The organism is Tomitella cavernea, assembly GCF_016599145.1.
In the GTDB taxonomy this organism is placed as follows: Bacteria; Actinomycetota; Actinomycetes; order Mycobacteriales; family Mycobacteriaceae; genus Tomitella; species Tomitella cavernae.
Genome location: NZ_JAENKO010000005.1, coordinates 13,582 through 34,396 on the forward strand (window position 1 = coordinate 13,582; position 20,815 = coordinate 34,396).

Below are 20,815 nucleotides of genomic sequence, written 5' to 3' on the forward strand. Positions count from 1 at the left end.
TTTGGCGTCCGGGGCCCGTTCGTCACGTGACGTCTCACGGCCCGGGATGCAACACCGTGGCCCCGGCTCACATCCTGACGAGCCGGGGTCGTGGTGTGGGGCCCGTCCGCTACACGTCCAGGAACCGCACGTCCTTGGCGTTGCGGGTGATGAAGCTGCGCCGCGCCTCGACGTCCTCGCCCATGAGGATGCTGAACAGCTCGTCGGCTGCGGCCGCGTCGTCGAGGGTGACCTGACGAAGCACGCGCACCTCCGGGTCCATCGTGGTCTCCCACAGCTCCTTGGCGTCCATCTCGCCGAGACCCTTGTAGCGCTGGATGCCGTCGTCTTTGTTGATCCTCTTGCCGGCCGCCAGGCCCGCTTCCAGCAAACCGTCGCGCTCGCGGTCCGAGTAGGCGAAGTCCGGGTCGGCGCCGCGCTGCCACTTGAGCTTGTACAGCGGCGGCTGCGCCAGGTACACGTGCCCGTGCTCGATGAGCGGCCGCATGAACCGGAACAGCAGCGTCATCAGCAGCGTGGAGATGTGCTGGCCGTCCACGTCGGCGTCGGCCATGAGCACGACCTTGTGGTAGCGGAGTTTGGCGATGTCGAATTCGTCGTGAATTCCGGTGCCCAGCGCCGTGATGATGGTCTGCACCTCGGCGTTCTTGAGCACGCGGTCGATCCGCGCCTTCTCCACGTTGATGATCTTGCCGCGCAGCGGAAGGATCGCCTGGTACATCGAGTCGCGACCCGATTTGGCCGAGCCGCCGGCCGAGTCGCCCTCCACGATGTAGACCTCGCACTTGCTGGGGTCCTTGGAGCGGCAGTCGGCCAGCTTGCCGGGCAGCCCGCCGATATCCGTCGCCGTCTTGCGTCGCACCAGTTCACGGGCTTTGCGGGCCGCCATGCGGGCCTGAGCGGAAGAGACGGCCTTGTTGACGATGACCTTCGCCTCGGCGGGGTTGGACTCGAACCAGTACTCCAGGTGCTCGTTGCACGCCTTCTGCACGAACGAGCGCACCTCGGTGTTGCCCAGCTTGGTCTTGGTCTGCCCCTCGAACTGCGGCTCGGTCACCTTCACCGAGATCACCGCGGCCAGGCCCTCCCGGACGTCGTCGCCGGACAGCTTGGGATCCTTGTCTTTGAGCAGCTTGTGATCCTTGGCGTAGCGGTTGACCGTGGAGGTCAGCGCCGAGCGGAACCCCTCCTCATGCGTGCCGCCCTCGGCCGTGTTGATGGTGTTGGCGAACGTGTGCACCGACTCCGAGTAGCCGGAGTTCCACTGCATGGCCACCTCGAGCTCGTGCCCGTCGCCGGCGGCGGTGAAGTCCAGCACCGACTGGTGGATGGACTGCTTGGTGCGGTTGATGTGCTTGACGTAGTCGACCAGCCCGCCCGGGTAGTGGAAGACGCGACGCTTGACCTTGGGCGCGGCCGCCTTCTCCTCGGCCTCCTCCGCCTCCTCGGCAGCATTCTTCGGCGCCTCGGCGACATCGCCGACCACCTCGTCGGTGACTTCCTCATCGGCCACCCGCTCGTCGACGAGGACGATGGTGAGCCCCTTGTTGAGGAACGCCATCTCCTGCAGCCGCCTCGAGACCGTCTCGAAGTCGTAGACCGTCGTCTCGAAGATGTCCGGGTCCGCCCAGTACCGCACGGTGGTGCCGGTGCGGGAGGTGGACTCACCTTTGTTGAGGGCGCCGGGGATCGACTTGATGTACTGCTGGTCCCAGTGGAAGCCGTCATAGTCGATCTCCACCTCGAGCACGGTGGACAGCGCGTTGACCACGGACACGCCCACGCCGTGCAGGCCGCCGGAGACCGCGTACGAGTCCGAGTCGAACTTGCCGCCCGCGTGCAGCTGGGTGAGCACGACCTGCACGGTCGGTTCGCCGCTGGCGTGCATGTCCACCGGGATGCCGCGGCCGTCGTCCGTCACCTCGACGCCGCCGTCGGCGAGCAGCGTCACGCTGACGGTGGACGCGTAGCCGGCCATCGCCTCGTCGACGGAGTTGTCGACCACCTCCCACACCAAGTGGTGCAGACCGCGTTCACCCGTGGAGCCGATGTACATGCCCGGACGCTTCCGGACCGCCTCAAGCCCCTCGAGGATCGTGATGGAGGAGGCGTTGTAATCGCCCACCGAACCGTTGGATGACGCCTGGTCTGAGTCGTTGGCAGCCACTGGTCGCTAGCACTCCTTCTGGTCGAGCCGCACACACGCATCCACCACCCGCACGGGGCGCCCGGCTGAGGGTGGTGGATATGGCGGCACCATTTCCGCTCCAGCCTACTGCCTCGGCCGACCTGGGAGGCTACTCGCACACGCCTGGAGGCGTCACTGCGGCACGAAATCGATGGACGACGAGAGGCCGGGACAGCCCGGCACAACCCGACAACGTCAGGCACCGTACGCGGCCGGTACGCGCGGCGGGCTCCCGACAATGCCGTCCACCCGGTCAACCGTAGGTGTCCCGCGGTCCGCGCCCGCTCACGTGCCGGGGCCCGTGCCGCCAGCTCGGTGCGCTGGGGCCGCGGATCTCGAGCTTGGTCACCACGCCGTCGCCCACCGCGCGGGCGATCTTCGCGAGGATCTGGCCCTGCACCATCCGAAGCTGCGTCGCCCACGCCGTCGACTCCGCCGTCACGTGCAGGACCCCGTCGTTGAGCGACGACGGGGCGGCGTGGTCGGCGATCTCGTCCCCGACGACCTCCTCCCAGCACCCGAGTACCCGCCCCTCGGCCACGTGCCGGTTCCACCCCCGCCGCCGGGCCAGTGATGCGGCGAGTGTTCCCAGGGTTTGCGGGTCGCGTGGGTCGGCGGCGGGCCCGGACCAGCGGCGACGCGACGGCCTGCGCTGTTGTCGCCGTTGCGGCGAGGCCATGCCCTTGCCCACCGACTTGCCCTGCGCCGCGGCCCGCGCGCGCGCCTCCTCCAGGGCGCGCCGCGCCAGGTCGGCGCCGCGCGGGGCGCCGTCGACGGCACCAGCCCCATCGGGAGCGCCCCCGGCATCCTCGGATTCAGCCGCCATCGCCGGTCACCTCCGCATCGTCCGGACCGGGCGATCCGCCCGCATCGTCGTCGCCGCTTCTGCTTGCACATGGCGCAGCCGCGATGGTCGACGCGCGTCCCAGGTCGCCGCGATCCCGCATCGTCACGACGTACTGCCGCCCCCGCAGCCCCTCGGGCACGTCCTCGGGCACAGCCGCCGTCACCAGTACCTGCTCGGTCTGCCCGGCCACGCGGGCGAGGGCACTGCGCCGCCGTCGATCGAGCTCGGCGAACACGTCGTCGAGGATGAGGATCGGCTCGGTGCCGTCCTGCCGCAGAAGCTCGAACGCGGCCAGGCGCATAGCCAGCGCGAAGGACCAAGATTCTCCGTGGCTCGCATAGCCTTTCACGGGATGCTCGCCCAATCGCAGTTCCAGGTCGTCACGGTGCGGGCCTACCAGGCACACACCGCGCGCGATCTCCCGGGTGCGCACCCGGGCCAGCGCCGCATGCATCGCCTTCTCCAGTCCCGCCACCGCATCGGACGACGGTTCGGGGGGCATGTCCTCCGCGAGGCTGCAACGGTAGCCGAGCGACGCCGCCTGCGATTCGGGGGCGATCGACGCGTACGAGCCGGTGAGATGCGGCGCCAGCTCGCCCACCAATTCCATTCTGGCGGCGATGATCTCCGATCCGTAGGCAGCCAGGTGCCCGTCCCACACCTCGAGGGTGGCCAAGGCGCTCGCACCGTCGGATCCGCGCCCGCCGTCGCGCATGGCGGGGCCCGCGGACTTCAGCAGCGCCGACCGCTGGCGCAGCACCTTGTCGTAGTCGGCCCGCACGCCGGCCAGCCTGGGTCGGCGCGCCGTCATCAGCTCGTCCAGGTACCGGCGCCGTTCGCCGGGGTCGCCCCGCACGAGCGCCAGGTCCTCGGGCGCGAAAATCACCGACTGGACCACACCGAGAATCTCGCGGGTACGGCGCACCGGGCTCTGCCGCAGCCGCGCCTTGTTGGCCCGGCCCGCATGGACGGTGAGATCCACGGTGAGCTCGCGGCCGTCGTTGATGGCCGTCGCCGCGATCAGCGCGGATTCGGCGCCGGACCGGATGAGCGGTTGGTCCGACGAGACGCGGTGCGACGACAGCGTCGCCAGGTACCCGACGGCCTCGAGGATGTTCGTTTTTCCGCGGCCATTTGCGCCGACGAAGACAGTGACACCGGGCTCGAGGTCGATGTCGAGTGACTCCCACGAACGGAAGTCCTGCAGCCGCAGGTGACGGAGGAACACCGCCGCGGTCAGCCCGGCAGGCGCACAGGCATCAGCAGGTAGGTGTAGCTGCCGGTCGATGCGGGGAATGCGCCGGAGTCGTCGGCCTGAGGCAGCTCCTCGGCCGCGGGACACAGCACCGCGGGCCGGCTGGGGCTCGTGAACCCCATGTGCACGTGCTCGGTGCCCAGCGCCCCGAGGCCCTCCTGCAGGTACCCGGGGTTGAATGCAATGGTGAGCGGCTCGCCGGCGAACTCGGCGGGCAGGGACTCCTCGGCGCTGCTGGAATCGTCCCCGCCGGCTGCGAGCACAAGCCCGTCCTCCGAGAACTGCATGCGCACCTGCGCGCCGCGCTCGGCCACCAGGGCGACGCGCTTGATCGCATCGGTCAGCGGCGTGACCTCCACCGAGGCCACCGCGGTATGCGTCGCAGGAAGCAACTGGCGGAATTTCGGGAACTCCGCATCGAGCAGCCGTGCCGTCGTCTGACGGGGACCCGAGGTGACGCCGAGCATGCCTTCGGCCCCCACCGAGCTGCCGTCGCCCATTTCGATCTCGATGTCGGCGGACGCCGACGAGGTCATCGTCTTCGCCGCCTCTGCCAGGGTGCGCGCGGGCACCAGGACGGCGGCCTCCAGGCCGGGGGTGGCCGGCTTCCACTCGAACTCCCGCACTGCGAGCCGGAAGCGATCGGTAGCGGCCATGACCACCTTGTCGCCCTCGATCTCCACTCGGATCCCGGTGAGCATCGGCAAGGTGTCGTCCTTGCCCGCCGCGACCGCAACCTGGCCCACCGCCTGCGCGAACTCCTCGGCCGGGACGGCCCCCGTCGGGGCAGGCGGAGTGGGCAGCTGCGGGTAATCCTCCACGGGGATGATCGGCAGGGAGAACGTGGCACGACCTGCCGCGATGGTCAGGTGCGTCCCGTCGAAGGCCACGTCCACCGGCTTGTTCGGCAGCGCCTTGGTGATGTCCGCCAACAGCCGGCCGGACACGAGAACCGTGCCGGGCTCGGGAACCTCCGCCGGCACCTGCATCCGCGCGGAGGTCTCGTAGTCGTACCCGGAGACGGTCACGCCCTGCTCGGTGGCCTCGAGCAGGATGCCGCGCAGCACCGGCACGGTGGGCCGTGCCGGGAGGCTGCGCGCGACCCAGGTGACGGCATCCTGGAAGTCATCTCGGGTAACCCGGAATTTCATGCCGGCTAGCTCCATCAGACCCGGGAATCCTTCCAGTGTGGCGGCCGTGGCCGGCTGTGCCCGCGCGTCAAGCGCGGTGCGTACTCCGGTCACCGCCGGTGACGTGCAACGATCGTTCGGTGGTTCAGCTCAGTGGTGCGTTCGGTGCCACGACGACGCCGACGGAGAGCCCCGGTGCCAGAGGCTCCGTGCGAGAGGATCGAACCTCCCGGACGTGCGCCGGGCACACCTGGTCTCGGATCCCAGATTAGCCGATAGCGCTGACGCCGAGAGCCGGTCCGGGATCTCCACCGTAGGTCGTCCGGCGCTTGCCGTAAAGCGCGGGATCCGGTTCTGCGGACACGGCGAGGAGGGTCCACAGCAGCGACTTTCCACACAGGCTGTTTTGTAGTTTCCTCTCTGGAAGAGATTTCAGTAGTAGTAGTAGGTCCTGTGGATCCTGTGCACAACCATGTGGAACTCCTGGTGGCGGGCGGTCTGCAGGTGTGCACCGGGCGGTGGACGGGGCTGTGGACCGGTGTGGTCGGTTGTGGACGGCGAAAAGTTGTTCCACTTCCGTCCCCATGTTGTCCCCAGATGCGACGAGTTATCCCCATGGTTATCCACAGGTGTGCAAACTCGTCACCGGAGTCACACGAGCACCCCTATTCACTGCGGGCGGCGGCGTGACGGTGCGCCCGGAGGCCGCGCATCATCGCTGTGCGAGGGCCAGTTCCCCGGCCAGAGCGGAGCGCCGGGCGGACCTTCAGAGTTTGGACCGCTGTTTGATGCGTGCCGTGAGCTCCTGGACCTGGTCGTAGACCTTGCGCCGCTCGGCCATCTCGCCGCGGATCTTCTTCTCCGCGTACATGACGGTGGTGTGGTCGCGGCCGAAGGCCTGGCCGATCTTCGGCAGCGACAGGTCGGTGAGCTCGCGGCACAGGTACAGCGCGATCTGGCGGGCGGAGGCGATCTGGCGGGCCCTGCGCGGCCCGCAGAGTTCGTCGATCGTGGTGTCGAAGTACTCGGCCGTCACCGCCATGATCGTGGCCGCGGTGATCTCCACTGTGGCTGTCTCCGGCGCGAGGTCCCGTAGCACCACCTCGGCCAGACGGAGGTCGAGCGGCTGCTTGTTGAGCGATGCGAAGGCGGTCACCCGGATCAGGGCACCTTCGAGTTCGCGGATGTTGCGCTCGATGCGGCCGGCGATGAGCTGGAGTACCTCGTCAGGCACCTCGATGGAGTCCATCTGCGCCTTCTTGGACAGGATGGCGATGCGCGTCTCGAGGTCCGGCGGCTGTACGTCGGCGATCAGGCCCCACTCGAAGCGGGTGCGCAGACGGTCCTCCAGCGTCGCCATCTGCTTGGGCGGCCGGTCCGAGGTGATGACGATCTGCTTGTTCGCGTTGTGCAGAGCCTCGAAGGTGTAGAAGAACTCCTCCTGAATGCCCTCCTTGTTCTCGATGAACTGGATGTCGTCCACCAGCAGCACGTCCGTCTCGCGGTAGCGCCGCTTGAACGCCACCTTGCGGTCGTCGCGGATGCTGTTGATGAAGTCGTTGGTGAACTCTTCGGTGGACACGTAGCGCACCCGCAGGCCGGGGAAGAGCCGCTTGGCGTAGTGGCCGGCCGCGTGCAGGAGGTGCGTCTTGCCCAAACCGGACTCGCCCCAGATGAACAGCGGGTTGTACGCGCGGGCCGGTGCCTCCGCGATGGCCACGGCGGCCGCATGCGAGAAGCGGTTCGACGGGCCGGTGACGAACGTGTCGAAGGTGTACTTGGGGTTCAGCCCGGCCTCGCGCGCACTGCCGGCGGCCTCTGGTGCCGGCGTGTTGAAGTGCGAGGGCCATGTGCGGTCCAGGCTCTCGCGTGCTTCCTGCTCCTCCGCGATGAGATCTTCCTCGGCCTCGGCGGAGAGTTCGTCCCGGCGTCCCTGCAGCAGCGTGGCGGTGTCGGTGTAGTGCGGTTCGGCGGGGTTGGCCGCCCACATGCCCGCGCCGTCCGACGGCGCGGGCATGTGGGCGGCGGAGTGTGGCGAATCCTCGCGCGGGCGGTCCGCCCGGTCGTCGTCGAGGGCGGTGTCGATGCGGACGGCGATCTCGACAGGGTCGCCGAGGTGGCGTTCGAGGGCATCGGAGATGGGCTGACGCAGGACGCGCTCGATCGCGTCGCGCGCGAAGCTCGACGGTGCGGACAGCAGCGCGAAGCCCCCGGCGAGGGTGATCGGTTTGGCGAGCAGCAACCAGGCGCGTTGCTGCCGGCTCAGCGGCAACCCTGGCATGGCCGGCGCGCCCTCGTCACGTTCCGCGGAGGTGAGCTCGGAGACGACGATCGGCCACACCCGTGACAGAGCGTTCGGGTCTTCCTCCACAGAACCTCGTCCTCCCCTGACGTCCAAGATGTCCTTCAGCGGTCATTGCGCGGCGCTTACCTGCAAGAACGCACGTGCCGCACGGGGGCGCGCAACTACTGCGTCCAATGGTCGCCGACATATCCACACGATTATCCACACCTGTGGACAACTGTGAACGATAGTGGACCACTCGGCGAGCGAGTGGCACGGTGACCCGGCACGACTACCCACGGTTCTGTGGACGAACCTGTGGAAAGCGTCGGTTCAGTGTGAAATTTTCGGGTTAGCCAGACGCTCGATGCCCTCGCTGCCGGCACTGTGATGTCGCCGACGGCCGTCGGATTCAGCCACCACTGCGTCGTGGCAGCAGATCCGTCTGATCGTCGCCCGTGGACCCGGCACGCGTGCCCGGCGATCTCGGACCTGCTCAGGCACTGCGGCGGTGCTGCCCAGTCCGGATGTCGATCCGATCCGTTGTTACCGCTTCGTCATCTTGGAACGCTAACAAGGGGGACACGGTTGCGCAACGGAAACCCACAGACAGGTGACATCCGCAAGCACCCGGCTGCTGTGGCGTGTCGCACTCCGCCGCGCCCGTGCAGGTCACCCGCACTGCAGACGCGGATCGACGGTTTGACCCCGGACCTTGCGCTGAGTAGTCTCGGGCGGTCTCCCGTTTCATCCGGGATGTCCTCGGCGTGGGTGGATCAACGGGATCACCGTTGGCGGATTGGCGCTGCACGGAAGTGTGCAGGCGGATTCCGACCGGGCGTGATCCTGGGCTGATCCCCGTGTCTGCGGGCCACCGGGGACACGCAGACCAAACGTACGTGGCCTTCTGCTTCATGCGATTCGGGTACCGCCGTGCGATTCCACCCGCGGGTGCGGTCGCCAGCGATGCCGTTGCAGGGGGTCACGGGACGCATCGGACACCAGCCGCGGCGCCACGAGGTGCCGGAGAACTTTAAGGAGAATCACCGTGAGCAAGGGCAAGCGGACATTCCAGCCGAACAATCGGCGCCGCGCGCGCGTTCATGGGTTCCGGCTGCGCATGCGCACCCGCGCCGGCCGCTCGATCGTCGCGAACCGTCGTCGTAAGGGCCGCGCCGCACTGTCTGCCTGACCGGCAGCCAGAGCGCGGAACGCGACAGTGCTGCAAGACCGGTACCGTCTGCGCCGTCGTGGAGAATTCACTGCGGTGATGCGCGGTGGCCGTCGGTGCGGCCGCCGCGACATCGTTGTCCATGCATTGACCGAGCATGAGCCGGTCACCGTGCACGGTCCGCGATTCGGCCTGATCGTGAGTACAGCCGTCGGGAATTCGGTGGTCCGCCATCGGATCTCCCGGCGGCTTCGTCATGTCGCCGCAGGATACGTCGATCGGCTCGATCCCGACGTGTCCGTGGTGCTGCGGGCCTTGCCGGGTGCCGCGAGTGCGACGTCCGCGCAGCTCGACCTTCAGGTGGGCGGCGGCCTGCGGAAGCTGGGCCTGCTCGGCGGCCCGACGGCGCCGCGATGACCGGCAAGCGGGGTGCACTGGGGCGCGTGGCCGCACAACCCGCACACGCCGCGGTGTTCGCCGTGGAGCTCTACCGCACGTACGTCTCGCCCACCCGGGCTCCCACGTGCCGGTTCATCCCGACCTGCAGTGAGTACGCCGTCACCGCCCTGCGAGAATGGGGCCTGTTGCGCGGCGCCGCGCTCGCTTGCTGGCGCCTGCTCAAGTGCGGACCGTGGTATCCGGGAGGATGGGACCCTGTTCCACAGCGTCACGGGCATGGATACTCGGCGCCGGGGACTGGCGATACGGGCGGCGCGGAGGATTCCGAGGTCTCCGTCCCGGTCCCCACCGGAACGGAGACCGGGACGACGGCGGCGGGCCGTGTCCGCCATGATTGACCGCATCGATCGTTCGACGTTGCATCGGACGGGCTGCACCGCAGTCTGCGCTGAGAATAGGAGTGCCTAGCGCCGTGCTTGACTTCATCTACTGGCCTGTCTCGTGGATCATGCGGATGTGGTACAAGTTCTTCGAGCTCCTGGGGCTGGGCTCGCAGAGTGCGATCACGTGGGTGCTCTCCGTCGTGTTCCTGGTCTTCACCCTGCGCGTCATCCTGTACTGGCCCGCGGTCAAGCAGATCCGCACCACGCGTCAGATGCAGGAACTGCAGCCGCAGATCAAAGCCCTGCAGAAGAAGTACAAGAACGACCGGCAGCGCATGGCCACCGAGATGCAGAAGCTGCAGAAGGAGCACGGGTTCAACCCGCTGCTGGGCTGTCTGCCGATGCTCGCCCAGGCACCGGTGTTCATCGGCCTGTTCCACGTACTGCGCTCGTTCAACCGGACGGGCGGCATCGGCCGCGTGGTCAATGTCTGCGCGGACATCCCCGATCCGGCGACGTGCGCGGACGTCAACGCGAGCATCGCGAACTATGCGTTCACGCCGGAAGACGTCAACAACTTCATGCACGCCAACATTTTCGGCGTGCCGCTCTCCAGCTACATCACGCAGTCGGCGGACACCTTCAAGGGATTCTTCGGATTCATCGATACGCCGTCGCGAGCGCTCATCGCGGCGGTGGCGGTACCGCTGATGATCGTCGCCGCCGTCGCCACGCACCTGAACGCCAAAGCGTCGGTCGCCCGCCAGAGCCCGGACGCGGCGACGCAGCCGCAGGCGAAGATCATGAACAAGCTGGCGGTGTACGTCTTCCCGCTGGGTGTGCTCGTCTCCGGTTCCTTCTTGCCGGTGGCCATCCTCATCTACTGGGTGAGCAACAACGCGTGGACCGTGGTCCAGCAGCACTACGTGTTCAAGAAGATTGAGAAGGAAGAGGCCGCGAAGAAGGAGCGGCTGGAGCAGGTGCGTGCCGATCGTGCGCCCAAGCCGGGAGCACGACCGAGCCAGGGCAAGAAAGGGCGGGCCAAGGGCGGGGCCGCAGTGATCGACGGTGATGTCGTCTCGGACGACGATGCGGATGCCGCGGGCGGCGACGCCGCCGAGGGCGACGGCGTCCCGTCTCAGAAGGGAGGCGGCACCGGCGGAGACTCTTCGGCGCAGCCGCCGAAGAAGAAGCCGGCGCCCGGGCAGAAGCCGAAGGCCGAAAAGGGGCAACAGGGCCAGAAGAGTTCCGGTGGGCAGAAGAACAGCGGCGGACAGAACCAGAATCGGTCGGGGCAGAACCAGAATCGGTCGGGACAGGGCCAGAAGCGTCGTCCCCAGGGACAGGGCTCCGGCAGTAAGGGGCCGCAGAAGAAGTCGGGCGGGGGCAAGAAGAAGCGGCGCTGACGGCGGTGCTCCCCCGGCCGCGCGCGTGGCGCCACCGCTCGCCGCTTCCGGCCTCCGCATGCGATGACGAAGCCTCCCCGTACGGGGCACGAGACAAGGAGAGATCACGTGGCTCAGGACGACCTGCTGCAGCCTGAAGAGGCGCAGGCCGAAGACAATCAGTCCGACACGCCCGCAGAGGACGGCGCGGCGGAGCGGTCGACCGAAGAACAAGAGACAACCGACGAGCAGGACGGCGCCGGGCTCAGTGGCGAGGAGTTGCTTGTCGAAGAGGGTGAGATCGCCGGCGACTACCTCGAGCAGCTGCTTGACGTCCTCGACTACGACGGGGACATCGACATGGACGTCGACGGTCGTCGTGCGGTGGTGAGCGTCGAGGGTGGTCGCGACCTCGGACGGCTGGTCGGCCAGTCGGGTGACGTGCTCGACGCCCTGCAGGAGCTGACCCGTCTTGCCGTTCAGCAGCAGACCGGCGTCCGCAGCCGGCTGATGCTGGACGTGGCCGGCTGGCGCGCGGGCAAGCGCACCGAGCTGACGCGCTTGGGAAAGTCGGTCGCCGAACGGGTCAAAGACACCGGCGAACGCGAAGAGCTCAAGCCAATGACGCCCTTCGAGCGCAAGATCGTCCACGACGCAGTGGCGTCGGTCGATGGCGTCTACAGCGAGAGCGTGGGTACCGACTCTTCTCGGCGGGTTGTCGTTCTACTGGCGTGACGCAGTCGCGTTCCGTAGCGGAACCGGCCCCCGTAGTCGCGCACTGCGGGGGCCGGCTGCTTTCCACCGCCGCATCGGACGCCGCTGCTGAACACCGGGCCGGCACTGGTTATCCACAGCGGTGCGGGGTGGACTTGTGCGGCCCGTCGTCCACCAGGGAGAATGGTGCTCGGTACCGCGGATCGAGTGCCCGGATAGTGCGTGCGCCGGTGCGCATCACGGGGCGTCACGGTGAGGCATCGAACGCCTGACCCCTCGAACTACACCATTGTGTTTCTGCACCATAGTGCACCGTCTGTCATGAGCGAGGTTGTTTCACGTGGAACAAGAGGTTCCAGAGTCCATGCGGGAGGCTGCCGAGCGGGTGTTCGGTGATCGGCTGACTCTCGCGCTCGGATATTACGCATCATTGGCGTCTGATGGCGTGGAGCGGGGGCTGATCGGTCCGCGTGAAGTCCCCCGACTCTGGGAGCGGCACATCCTCAATTGCGCGGTCCTCGGCGAATTGATCGAAGAGGGCGCGACCGTCGTCGACATTGGCAGCGGGGCCGGCCTCCCCGGTATCCCCCTGGCGATCGCCCGCCCGGATCTGACCGTCAAGCTCGTCGAGCCTCTCTTGCGCCGGACCCGCTACCTTGGCGAGGTGAACGAGTCGCTCGGGCTCGGGGCGATCGTCGTGCGTGGGAGGGCGGAGCAGTCGGGTGTGGTGAAGGAGGCTGGCGGCGCAGACTATGTGACCTCGCGTGCGGTGGCGCCACTGGAACGGCTGGTCCCCTGGTCGCTGCCCCTAGTGCGTAAGGGTGGACACATGTTGGCGATCAAGGGCGCCAGCGCTCAGGAGGAGATCGAACGAACACGCCGCGACCTGGAGAAATCCGGCGCCACGGAATTGCATTTGGCCACCTGCGGTGTGGGAATTCTGACCACGCCGACTACTGTGGTATCCGCGGTACGTGCGACTCGCAGGGTTGCTCGAGCGCAGTGATCCACCCCACCCGATCAACGGAGTCCGTACAGGGGATTGTTGCGTCGGCCAACGAGCAGGACCCTGCCGCGGAACACGGAGCGCCCACCAAGCTTGGCTGCGCCGTTTCACGTGAAACAGTGTCGGTCGCGGTTTCACGTGAAACAGCGAACCGATATCGGGATTGTGTACCCGCAGCGTTTCACGTGAAACACTCCCTTTGCGCGATCGAACTACAGGCTGACGACCCCAACGGACGGTGGCATGACTAACGACACTGCTGAAGAAGTGCAGAACGCGCAGCCGGCGCTCGAGACGCTCCCGCGGCCGGAGGCGCGGCGTGTGATCACGATTGCGAACCAGAAGGGCGGCGTCGGCAAGACCACCACTGCGGTCAACCTCGCGGCGGCGCTCGCTGCCCACGGGTTGTCCGTCCTCGTCATCGATCTCGACCCCCAGGGCAACGCGAGCACAGCTCTGGGAATCGATCATCGCTCGGGAGTGGCTTCGTCGTACGAGCTCCTCATCGGCGAGGTCGACATGTCCGAGGCGATCCATCAGAGTCCGCATAACGAGAATCTCTATTGCGTACCCGCCACCATCGATCTGGCCGGCGCCGAGATCGAGCTCGTCTCGATGGTCGCTCGCGAGGGTAGGTTGAAGAACGCGATCGACCACACGGCACTCAATCAGCACAACATCGACTACGTGCTCATCGACTGCCCGCCCTCGCTCGGCCTGCTCACGGTGAACGCTCTGGTGGCCGCGCGTGAGGTGTTGCTACCGATCCAGTGCGAGTACTACGCGCTCGAGGGCGTCGGACAGCTTCTTCGCAACATCGAGTTGGTGCAGGCGCACCTCAACCCCTCGCTGCACGTCTCGACAATCCTGCTGACCATGTACGACGGCAGGACGAAGCTGGCCGGGCAGGTGGCAGACGAGGTGCGCAATCACTTCGGTGCGGTGGTGCTCAAGACGATCATCCCCCGAAGCGTGAAGGTGTCCGAGGCGCCGGGCTATGGTTTGACGGTGTTGGAGTACGACCCGGCCTCGAGGGGTGCGATGAGCTACCTGGACGCCGGGAAGGAAATAGCGGAGCGTGGCGCAGCCACGGTCAAGGTGCGGGAGCGATGAGATGAGCCAGACACGTAAGGGCGGCCTGGGACGAGGGCTGGCCGCGTTGATCCCCACCGGACCGACAGAGGGTCCGCGACTCGGCGCTGCAGCGGCGGACGTCGTTTTCGGACCCGATTCGAAGATCATCGGTACGCCCGCGGAATCCGATAAAGACGAGGGCACGTCGGGCAATCCCGCCAAGGAGCGCGGTGACGATGGCGCGCCCGGTGCGGCGGCCCGGACAGACAGGCAAAGCGGCACCACGAAGAACGGAGCTTCGCAGGGTGCATCCAGCGAGGACGATCCCGACGAGGGGGGTGCCGCACGGCGGGATGCAGCGGCGAGACGGAAGCCCGAGGAGCATGCACCCGCGTCGCCCGCGCGCAGCGACGCGACCGACGCGGCCCGCGCGGACGCCGGTGCCGGCGGACCCGCCGACATCGGTGCGGAGTACCGGGAAATCCCGCTTGAGCAGATAGAGCCGAACCCCAAGCAGCCGCGCCAGATCTTCGACGAGGAAGCACTGGCTGAGCTGGTGCACTCGATCCGCGAGTTCGGACTGCTGCAACCGGTGGTCGTTCGCGAGGTTTCCCGTGACCGCTTCCAGTTGATCATGGGTGAGCGCCGCTGGCGCGCGAGTCAGCGTGCCGAAACCGCCACGATCCCGGCGATTGTGCGCAACAACGCGGACGACACACTCCTGCGTGATGCGCTGCTGGAGAACATTCACCGCGTCCAGCTGAATCCACTCGAAGAGGCGTCGGCCTACCAGCAGCTGTTGGAGGAGTTCGGCGTGACGCATGACGAGCTGGCGTCCCGTATCGGGCGCTCCCGGCCTGTAATCTCCAACACGATCCGGCTGCTCCGGCTGCCGGTACCGGTGCAGCGGCGCGTAGCGGCCGGCGTGCTGTCTGCCGGACACGCTCGTGCGTTGCTGTCTCTGGAGGCAGGCGCGGAGGCGCAGGAGGCGCTCGCGGCGCGTGTCATTGCCGAGGGGATGTCGGTGCGCGCCACCGAGGAGGCGGTGACGCTCGCGAACCGTGAGGGCGACTCCCCCACGCCGGCTCCGGTTCGGCGTAAGCCGGTTCAGATGCCGGCGCTGCAGGAGGTGGCGGAGCGGCTCTCGGACAGCTTCGACACGCGGGTGACCGTGAGCCTGGGCAAGAAGAAGGGCAAGATCGTCGTCGAGTTCGGCACTGTCGACGACCTTGAACGCATCATCAAGCTTATGGAGCACGAGGACGACTGAAGCGCTTTTCCAGGAGACTGTGGATCGACATGAGACGATCCTCCGCCCGCGTTTCGTCACTGTGATGAAACGCGGGCGGTGGGACGGGTGCCCCCTCGGCGGGGCGAATGCGGTGGGAGGCGATTGACGCAGTGGAGGCGGACACTACTCCCCTGACCCTGGCGACGATAGGCGATCTTCCGGGGCACGGACGATCGTGCGTCTTCTGGGAAGTCGACCCCGACACCAGCAATGGCCCGCACCTCGATTCGGCGTTCGAGAAGGAAGCATGGCTGTCGATGGTGATGCTCGACTGGGGCCCGTGCGGGCGAATCGCGTGGGAAGAGGACTCCGTCGTCGGCTATGCGCTGTACGCCCCTCCGGCGCTCCTTCCGTACGCCCATCGCTTTCCGACGGGGCCGGCCAGCACGGACGCGATCCTGTTGACACAGCTGACCAGCCGGGCAGGACCTGCAGGAGCGTTGGACGCCGGTCGGGACACTGTTCTTCTCGACGCCGTCGTTGGCGACCTGATCCGGCGCGGTGTGCGCGCGGTCGAGGCGTTCGGCTACCGGGCGCCCGCAACATTGGGCCCCGGCGACCATGCCTTCGATCCGTTCGACCTGGTGCGAGGTGTACCGGAGTCGGCGGGGCCGGATTGCACGTGCTCCCGGTGCATGATTCCGGCGGTGTCCTTGACCGCGTGGGGATTCGAGGAAGTCGCGCCCCACAATCTGTTTCCGCGGTTCCGGCTGGAATTGGGCCGCGACCTGGGATGGAAGGCCGAGGTGGAGGCGGCGCTCGAGAGCCTGCCCGTCGCCGATCAGGCCGCGTCGACGACGCGCGGCGGGGGCTCTCCGTTTGTTACCGCGCGGGCGGGTGGGGACCCAGGCTGCGGTAGCCCAGCAGACATGGTTGCCCCGCGGGCTTGACGCCCCCGACGGACTGCACGCCCTGGGGTCAGGTCTGCTCCTCGGCGAGCAGGCGGGAGAAGGTGTAACTGCCAGTCGGCTGGTCGTCGTTGTCTAGCAGGTAGAGGCGCTTGACGGCGACCAGGACGGCCTCGGCGACGATGTCCCGGGTCTGCGGGTTCGACAACAGTGTGAGGTCGGTGGTGTTCGACAGATAGCCTACGTCGACCTGGGCGACGGGCATACGCGTGAGACGCAGGATGTCCCAGGTTCGGGCGTGGCTGCGGCAGTCGCGCAAGGCCGTGCGCGCCACGATCTCGCGCTGGATGAATCCGCTGAGGATCGAGCCGATCATCGAGGTGGACCCGTGCGTGTTGCCGAAGTGGAAGGTGGCGACGCCGTTGGGGTGCGGCGAACTCGAGGAGCTCGCCTGGATGGAGATCATGAGGTCCGCGCCGAAGGCGTTCGCGATGTGCGCGCGTTCGGCGACAGTGGGGCTGTTTTTGCGCCCCCGGGTCAGGATGGTCTCCATGCCGGTGGCGGCCATGCGTCCCTCGAGGCGGGTCGTGATGTCCCAGGCGATCTCAGCCTGGTTGAGCGACTCGTTGTCCGCGTGCGGGTTCGGCACCGTCAGGCCGGGCTCGGTGCCGCCGAGGCCCGGGTCTAGCACGATGCGCTTGCCCGCCAGGCGGGGACCGGAGCGGCGCACCAGCTCCCGCTCCGTCAATGCGTGCGGCGACCCGCCGGTGACGCGGGTGCCGAGGAACTGCAGTGATCGCAAGGTGGCGGGCCCGCAGATGCCGTCGGCGGACAGGCCGTACTCGCCCTGGTAGGACACCAGAGCCTCGTGCGTGGCGCGGCCGAAGTAGCCGTCGACCAGGTCGCGGTAGAAGCCGAGATCCTGCAGGCGCAACTGGAGGGTGGCGACGTCGTCGCCGGTCATCGGCGCGGTCACCTGGTAGGCCAGCGTGCGCGTACCCAGGCGATAGGACGCGTCGCGCAGGGCCTGGTAGGTGGCAGGCCCGACGACCCCGTCGACGAGCAGGCCCCGTTGCTGCTGGAATGTGCGGACGACCAGGTCGAGGTGTTCGTCGAAGAACGGCTCGCCGCGATTCCACTGCTCGCTGCCGACCGGCACCGACGCATCCACCGCGGCCTCGCCCCGGAGCATCCCGATGCCCGTGAGGATGGTACGAACCTCTGCCACCGCGGCACCGCGTGAACCGAGGCGGAGTAGGTGCATGCCGTTCGTACCTTTCGCGTGGGGTCGTCGTTCACCGGATTGATCGGCCCGGACACCGGCCTTACCGCCGGGGGCCCCGACAGCCGTTGCATGGACCATCGCCGAGTTCCGCGCTCATTCTTCCAGAACGACGCGCGAATGGCCGCGCGGGGCATCGTCGTTGTGACGGGCGAGGTGGGGACGTCCCGGAGTGGCGCCGGAGCAGCCGGCGCGCCGATACGTCGCGGGCCCCGGTGAGAATGTCACCGGGGCCCGCAACGCGTGCCGGATCAGATCTTTCCGGAGAGCAGTTCGAGGATCTTGGACTTGGACTGCGCGCCGACGAGCTGGCCCGATTGCCGGCCGCCCTCGAAGAGCATCAGCGTCGGGATGGACATGATCTGCAGATCACGCTGGACCCCCGGCGCCTTGTCCACGTCGACCTTGGCAAAGGTGACCTTGTCGGAATGTGCCGCGGCGAGCTCCTCGATGACGGGAGCGATCATCTTGCACGGACCGCACCAGGTGGCCCAGAAGTCGACGAGCACGGGCTTGTCGCTCTGTAGTACATCGCTTTCGAATGAACCTTCGGTGACGGTGATCGTCGAGGACATGGGAACCTCCGGAATCGGGTCGGATGGATCAGACAGTGGCGGCGACGGCGTCCGCCGCAGGCTTCTCGGCGGGGTGGGCAGCGTCGTCGCCGGCGGGCTGCGAGGCAAGCCAGCGCTCCGCCTCGATGGCGGCGGAGCAGCCGGTGCCTGCCGCCGTGATCGCCTGCCGGAAGGTGTGGTCGACGAGGTCGCCGGCTGCGAAGACGCCGGGAACCGAGGTGGACGTCATCGGCGAATCGACGCGCACGTAGCCGTCCTCGTCGGTGTCCACCTGGCCGCCGACCAGCTCGTTGCGCGGGTCGTGGCCGATGGCGACGAACATGCCGGTGACCGCGAGGGTCGACGCTTCCCCGGTCACCGTGTCACGCAGGTTCAGCGTGGAGACCGAATTGTCGCCGACGACGGACTCGACCGCTGTGTTGGTGAGAAACCGGATCTTCTCGTTGGCGCGGGCGCGTTCGAGCATGATCCGGGACGCACGGAACTCCTCGCGCCGGTGCACGATGGTGACCGAACGCGCGAACTTGGTCAGGAAGGTCGCCTCCTCCATAGCGGAGTCGCCGCCGCCGATCACGGCGATGTCCTGCTCCTTGAAGAAGAAGCCGTCGCAGGTGGCGCAGGCGCTGACGCCGCGGCCGAGCAGCTCCTGCTCCCCGGGAACGCCCAGGTAGCGTGCGGCCGCACCCATCGCCAGGATCACGGCGCGCGCCCGATGGACCTCGTCGCCGACGGTGATTGTCTTCACCGGGCCGGACAGGTCGATGGCATCGACGTCCTCGGTGCGCACGTCGGCACCGAACCGGATGGCCTGCTCACGCATCTGGTCCATCAGCTCGGGGCCCATGATGCCCCCGGCGAAACCGGGGTAGTTCTCCACGTCTGTGGTGGTCATCAGCGCGCCGCCGAACTGGGAGCCCTCGAACAGGACGGGCGCGAGCTCTGCGCGGCCAGCGTAGATCCCGGCCGTGTACCCGGCGGGGCCGGAACCGACGATGATGAGGTCGTGGACGGTGGAGGTGCTCATGCGTGCCTTCCGTTCGGGCGGTACGAGGATGCCGGCGTCCGCAGCGACCCGGGCCGAGCGTGACGGCCGAGTCGATCGGGGATCGGCGCTGACCCCGAGCACGTGGCGGGCCCGATCCACGGACCGTATGGCGCCGACGGTGCTCCGGGGACGCCGTCCGGCGTGTCTTTCCGGTCAACACCAGACTAATCGGTGTTGTTCCCGGGCCGGGGTCGGCGGAGTATCAGGGCGCGCCGAGTTCGGTCCGGAAGAGCAATCCGTCGCCGCCCACGCCGCACTGCGCGGTCACGACGAGGCCCGTCAGCATGGGGGGATGCGGGCCGGGAACGAGGAGCAGGGTGCCCTCGCGGCCGTCCACGTGGACCGTGCCGGCCCCCAGGATCCGCGCGTCGGCCGGGAGCCCGTTGGCCGCCAGACATCGGTGGAGGGCTGCGGGCTCCGCGAAGGGCCCCAGGTCTGTGCTTCCCTGCATGCGCAGCAGTGCGCCGCTGTCGACATCCCCGCTGTCCCGGTGCTTGCCCGCGTCGTCCAAGGTCGCATCGACGGCGCCCTCGCCGGATCGTCCGTCCACGGTGGTGTCGCGGGCGTGGGAGGTCCCGTCGATGGGGTCACTGTGCGCTGTGACGGAACCGTTGGTGTTGTCCGGGCCTGCGGTGAGCCAGAGGGCGGAACCGCCGACGGCGGCCCCGATGGCGGCGACAGCGGCTGCAGCGGCAATCATCCGGCGTCCACGGGGGGCGGGGACACGTGCGGCCGCGGGAATGCCCTCCATGGATTCGTCGGCGGACCTCGCCGGTGCGTGCCCCGGTGCGGGCTCTGCGACCAGTGCGCGGCGCAGCCGGGCCGCGACGAACTCCGGCATCGTCTCGTCCGGCATTGCTTCGTCGTCCGCCATTGTTCCGTCCGGCGCAGCGACAGAGGCGACGGTGCCGGGGTGCTCCGCGGCGGCCGTCCCACCTGCCGCGCTCGGGCCGGCATCACGCTCCCCTGACGGGGGTGTGGTTCGCGTTGGCACGGTAGCGAGCCGCGCGCGGACCTCATCGAGTTCGCCGAGGAGCCGTGCTGCGTCCGGATCGGCGAGGACTGCCTCGTGCATTGCGCGAAGGTGGCCCGGCGCGTCATGGTCGGCGGCGACCGGGGTCGGCCCCTGCCAAGGAGGCCGTGGGCTCGGGGTTACGTCGTGATCGCACAGGTCCGCGTGCAGCGCCGCGACGATCGCCGGCGTGAAGGACGGCGAGGGAGCGGCATCCGCAGTTTGTTCCGTCGACATCCCGGGACCCCTTCCTCTCCATCGCGTTCGCTGTGCGCCGCTGTCTTCTAGGACGCATGCCGGCGCCCGCGGGTTCCGGCCGCTCGTGTCGGGCTTGCCGGCCGTGTCACCCGGTCGGTTCAACCGGCGTGTTCACGCAGGCCAGCGAGGGTGCGGGCGAGCTTGAGCCGGGCACGCGCGCAACGGCTCTTCACCGTGCCCCGGGCGACGCCCAGCATCTGCGCGGCGTCCGCGACCGACTGGCCTTCCACGTCGACCAGGTAGACGGCCATGCGCTGCTCCTCGGGCAACTCGGCCAGTGCCACGCGCAACGTCATCGCCGCGTCGACCCGGGCGAAACCATCATGGTGGTCCGCCGGTTCCCAGCCGCCGTCGGGGAACGGGACGGAGGGCCGTGCGGCGTTGCGGCGGAGCCGGTCGAGGCAGCTGTTCACCACGATCCGGTGCAGCCAGCTGCGCACGGCGCACTCGCCGCGGAATGCCCCGGCACGCCGGTGGGCGGAGAGCAGCGCCTCTTGGACCGCGTCCGCCGCGTCCTCCGCATCGCGACAGTTGCGCCGCGCCACCGCCCACAGATAGTCCTGGTGTCGGGCGATGAGATCTGCGAAGGCATACCGGTCACCCCGCACATGGTCGGCGAGCAGCTCCACATCGCTCCGCGAGCGATCCCCCCCATTGGTCCGCACGTA

The 20,815-nt window shown here is 68.1% G+C and carries 19 protein-coding genes; 9 read left to right on the forward strand and 10 right to left on the reverse strand.

The features are described 5' to 3' along the window. Positions 1-109: 109 nt before the first annotated feature. From gyrB to dnaA, 5 genes are all read right to left on the reverse strand, one after another. Complete coding sequence (gyrB, locus tag JJ683_RS03485) at positions 110-2,167, reverse strand: DNA topoisomerase (ATP-hydrolyzing) subunit B (RefSeq protein ID WP_200171284.1); 2,058 nt, start codon at positions 2,165-2,167, stop codon at positions 110-112. 274 nt (positions 2,168-2,441) lie between these two features. Then, a complete protein-coding gene (locus JJ683_RS03490) occupies positions 2,442-3,014 on the reverse strand; it encodes a DUF721 family protein (RefSeq protein ID WP_200171286.1) in 573 nt (190 codons plus the stop codon). Then, positions 3,004-4,263, reverse strand: coding sequence for a DNA replication/repair protein RecF (gene recF, locus JJ683_RS03495; RefSeq protein WP_200171288.1), 1,260 nt, complete (start codon positions 4,261-4,263; stop codon positions 3,004-3,006). The genes JJ683_RS03490 and recF overlap by 11 nt, the downstream gene beginning before the upstream one ends. Before the next feature lie 8 nt (positions 4,264-4,271). Further along, a complete protein-coding gene (gene dnaN / locus JJ683_RS03500; RefSeq protein ID WP_200171290.1) occupies positions 4,272-5,456 on the reverse strand; it encodes a DNA polymerase III subunit beta in 1,185 nt (394 codons plus the stop codon). A gap of 730 nt (positions 5,457-6,186) precedes the next feature. Next, entirely contained in the window at positions 6,187-7,791 is a 1,605-nt protein-coding gene (gene dnaA, locus JJ683_RS03505) for a chromosomal replication initiator protein DnaA (RefSeq protein WP_200171293.1), read from the reverse strand. A gap of 961 nt (positions 7,792-8,752) precedes the next feature. Between dnaA and rpmH the strand changes: the two genes are divergently transcribed. From rpmH to JJ683_RS03550, 9 genes are all read left to right on the forward strand, one after another. Further along, positions 8,753-8,896 (forward strand): 50S ribosomal protein L34, encoded by a 144-nt coding sequence (gene rpmH, locus JJ683_RS18865; protein WP_143910285.1) that lies wholly within the window; start codon positions 8,753-8,755, stop codon positions 8,894-8,896. A 27-nt stretch (positions 8,897-8,923) separates the two neighbouring features. Further along, positions 8,924-9,292, forward strand: coding sequence for a ribonuclease P protein component (rnpA, locus tag JJ683_RS03515; protein ID WP_200171295.1), 369 nt, complete (start codon positions 8,924-8,926; stop codon positions 9,290-9,292). 26 nt (positions 9,293-9,318) lie between these two features. Next, the gene (gene yidD / locus JJ683_RS03520; protein WP_372435228.1) at positions 9,319-9,672 is read left to right on the forward strand and encodes a membrane protein insertion efficiency factor YidD; all 354 of its coding nucleotides are present in this window, start codon (positions 9,319-9,321) and stop codon (positions 9,670-9,672) included. 74 nt (positions 9,673-9,746) lie between these two features. Beyond that, positions 9,747-11,063: a membrane protein insertase YidC gene (gene yidC, locus JJ683_RS03525; protein WP_200171299.1), complete on the forward strand. Its 1,317-nt coding sequence runs from the start codon at positions 9,747-9,749 to the stop codon at positions 11,061-11,063. Between the two features lie 63 nt (positions 11,064-11,126). Further along, a complete protein-coding gene (locus JJ683_RS03530) occupies positions 11,127-11,777 on the forward strand; it encodes a Jag family protein (RefSeq protein ID WP_200171301.1) in 651 nt (216 codons plus the stop codon). Between the two features lie 310 nt (positions 11,778-12,087). Further along, positions 12,088-12,762: a 16S rRNA (guanine(527)-N(7))-methyltransferase RsmG gene (gene rsmG / locus JJ683_RS03535; RefSeq protein ID WP_372435229.1), complete on the forward strand. Its 675-nt coding sequence runs from the start codon at positions 12,088-12,090 to the stop codon at positions 12,760-12,762. A 243-nt stretch (positions 12,763-13,005) separates the two neighbouring features. Next, entirely contained in the window at positions 13,006-13,875 is an 870-nt protein-coding gene (locus JJ683_RS03540) for a ParA family protein (protein WP_200171303.1), read from the forward strand. A 1-nt stretch (position 13,876) separates the two neighbouring features. Further along, positions 13,877-15,106, forward strand: a complete 1,230-nt coding sequence (locus tag JJ683_RS03545; protein ID WP_200171305.1) for a ParB/RepB/Spo0J family partition protein — start codon at positions 13,877-13,879, stop codon at positions 15,104-15,106. A 131-nt stretch (positions 15,107-15,237) separates the two neighbouring features. Continuing rightward, positions 15,238-16,017 (forward strand): acetyltransferase, encoded by a 780-nt coding sequence (locus tag JJ683_RS03550; protein ID WP_372435231.1) that lies wholly within the window; start codon positions 15,238-15,240, stop codon positions 16,015-16,017. Positions 16,018-16,045: 28 nt separating this feature from the next. Here the strand turns inward: JJ683_RS03550 and JJ683_RS03555 are convergent, their stop codons facing one another. The 5 genes from JJ683_RS03555 to sigM all read right to left on the reverse strand — a co-directional run bounded on the left by JJ683_RS03555 (position 16,046) and on the right by sigM (position 20,812). Next, the gene (locus JJ683_RS03555) at positions 16,046-17,239 is read right to left on the reverse strand and encodes an N-acetylmuramoyl-L-alanine amidase (RefSeq protein ID WP_200171307.1); all 1,194 of its coding nucleotides are present in this window, start codon (positions 17,237-17,239) and stop codon (positions 16,046-16,048) included. Between the two features lie 269 nt (positions 17,240-17,508). Then, entirely contained in the window at positions 17,509-17,832 is a 324-nt protein-coding gene (gene trxA, locus JJ683_RS03560; protein WP_200171310.1) for a thioredoxin, read from the reverse strand. Between the two features lie 28 nt (positions 17,833-17,860). Further along, entirely contained in the window at positions 17,861-18,856 is a 996-nt protein-coding gene (gene trxB, locus JJ683_RS03565; RefSeq protein ID WP_200171311.1) for a thioredoxin-disulfide reductase, read from the reverse strand. Positions 18,857-19,079: 223 nt separating this feature from the next. Continuing rightward, positions 19,080-19,751 carry an RsmA family anti-sigma factor gene (locus tag JJ683_RS03570; RefSeq protein ID WP_200171313.1) on the reverse strand — a complete coding sequence of 224 codons (672 nt, stop codon included), beginning with the start codon at positions 19,749-19,751 and terminating at the stop codon, positions 19,080-19,082. A gap of 494 nt (positions 19,752-20,245) precedes the next feature. Next, positions 20,246-20,812, reverse strand: a complete 567-nt coding sequence (gene sigM / locus JJ683_RS03575) for an RNA polymerase sigma factor SigM (protein ID WP_200171314.1) — start codon at positions 20,810-20,812, stop codon at positions 20,246-20,248. Between the last annotated feature and the right edge of the window lie 3 nt (positions 20,813-20,815).

Bases quoted from the DNA above. Each gene is read 5' to 3' on its own strand.
- JJ683_RS03540 (WP_200171303.1), top strand. From the start codon at position 13,006: ATGACTAACGACACTGCTGAAGAAGTGCAGAACGCGCAGCCGGCGCTC.
- JJ683_RS03545 (WP_200171305.1), top strand. From the start codon at position 13,877: ATGAGCCAGACACGTAAGGGCGGCCTGGGACGAGGGCTGGCCGCGTTG.
- dnaN (WP_200171290.1), bottom strand. From the start codon at position 5,456: ATGGAGCTAGCCGGCATGAAATTCCGGGTTACCCGAGATGACTTCCAG.
- JJ683_RS03570 (WP_200171313.1), bottom strand. From the start codon at position 19,751: ATGGCGGACGACGAAGCAATGCCGGACGAGACGATGCCGGAGTTCGTC.
- JJ683_RS03555 (WP_200171307.1), bottom strand. From the start codon at position 17,239: ATGCACCTACTCCGCCTCGGTTCACGCGGTGCCGCGGTGGCAGAGGTT.
- JJ683_RS03490 (WP_200171286.1), bottom strand. From the start codon at position 3,014: ATGGCGGCTGAATCCGAGGATGCCGGGGGCGCTCCCGATGGGGCTGGT.
- JJ683_RS03530 (WP_200171301.1), top strand. From the start codon at position 11,127: ATGACGAAGCCTCCCCGTACGGGGCACGAGACAAGGAGAGATCACGTG.
- trxA (WP_200171310.1), bottom strand. From the start codon at position 17,832: ATGTCCTCGACGATCACCGTCACCGAAGGTTCATTCGAAAGCGATGTA.
- trxB (WP_200171311.1), bottom strand. From the start codon at position 18,856: ATGAGCACCTCCACCGTCCACGACCTCATCATCGTCGGTTCCGGCCCC.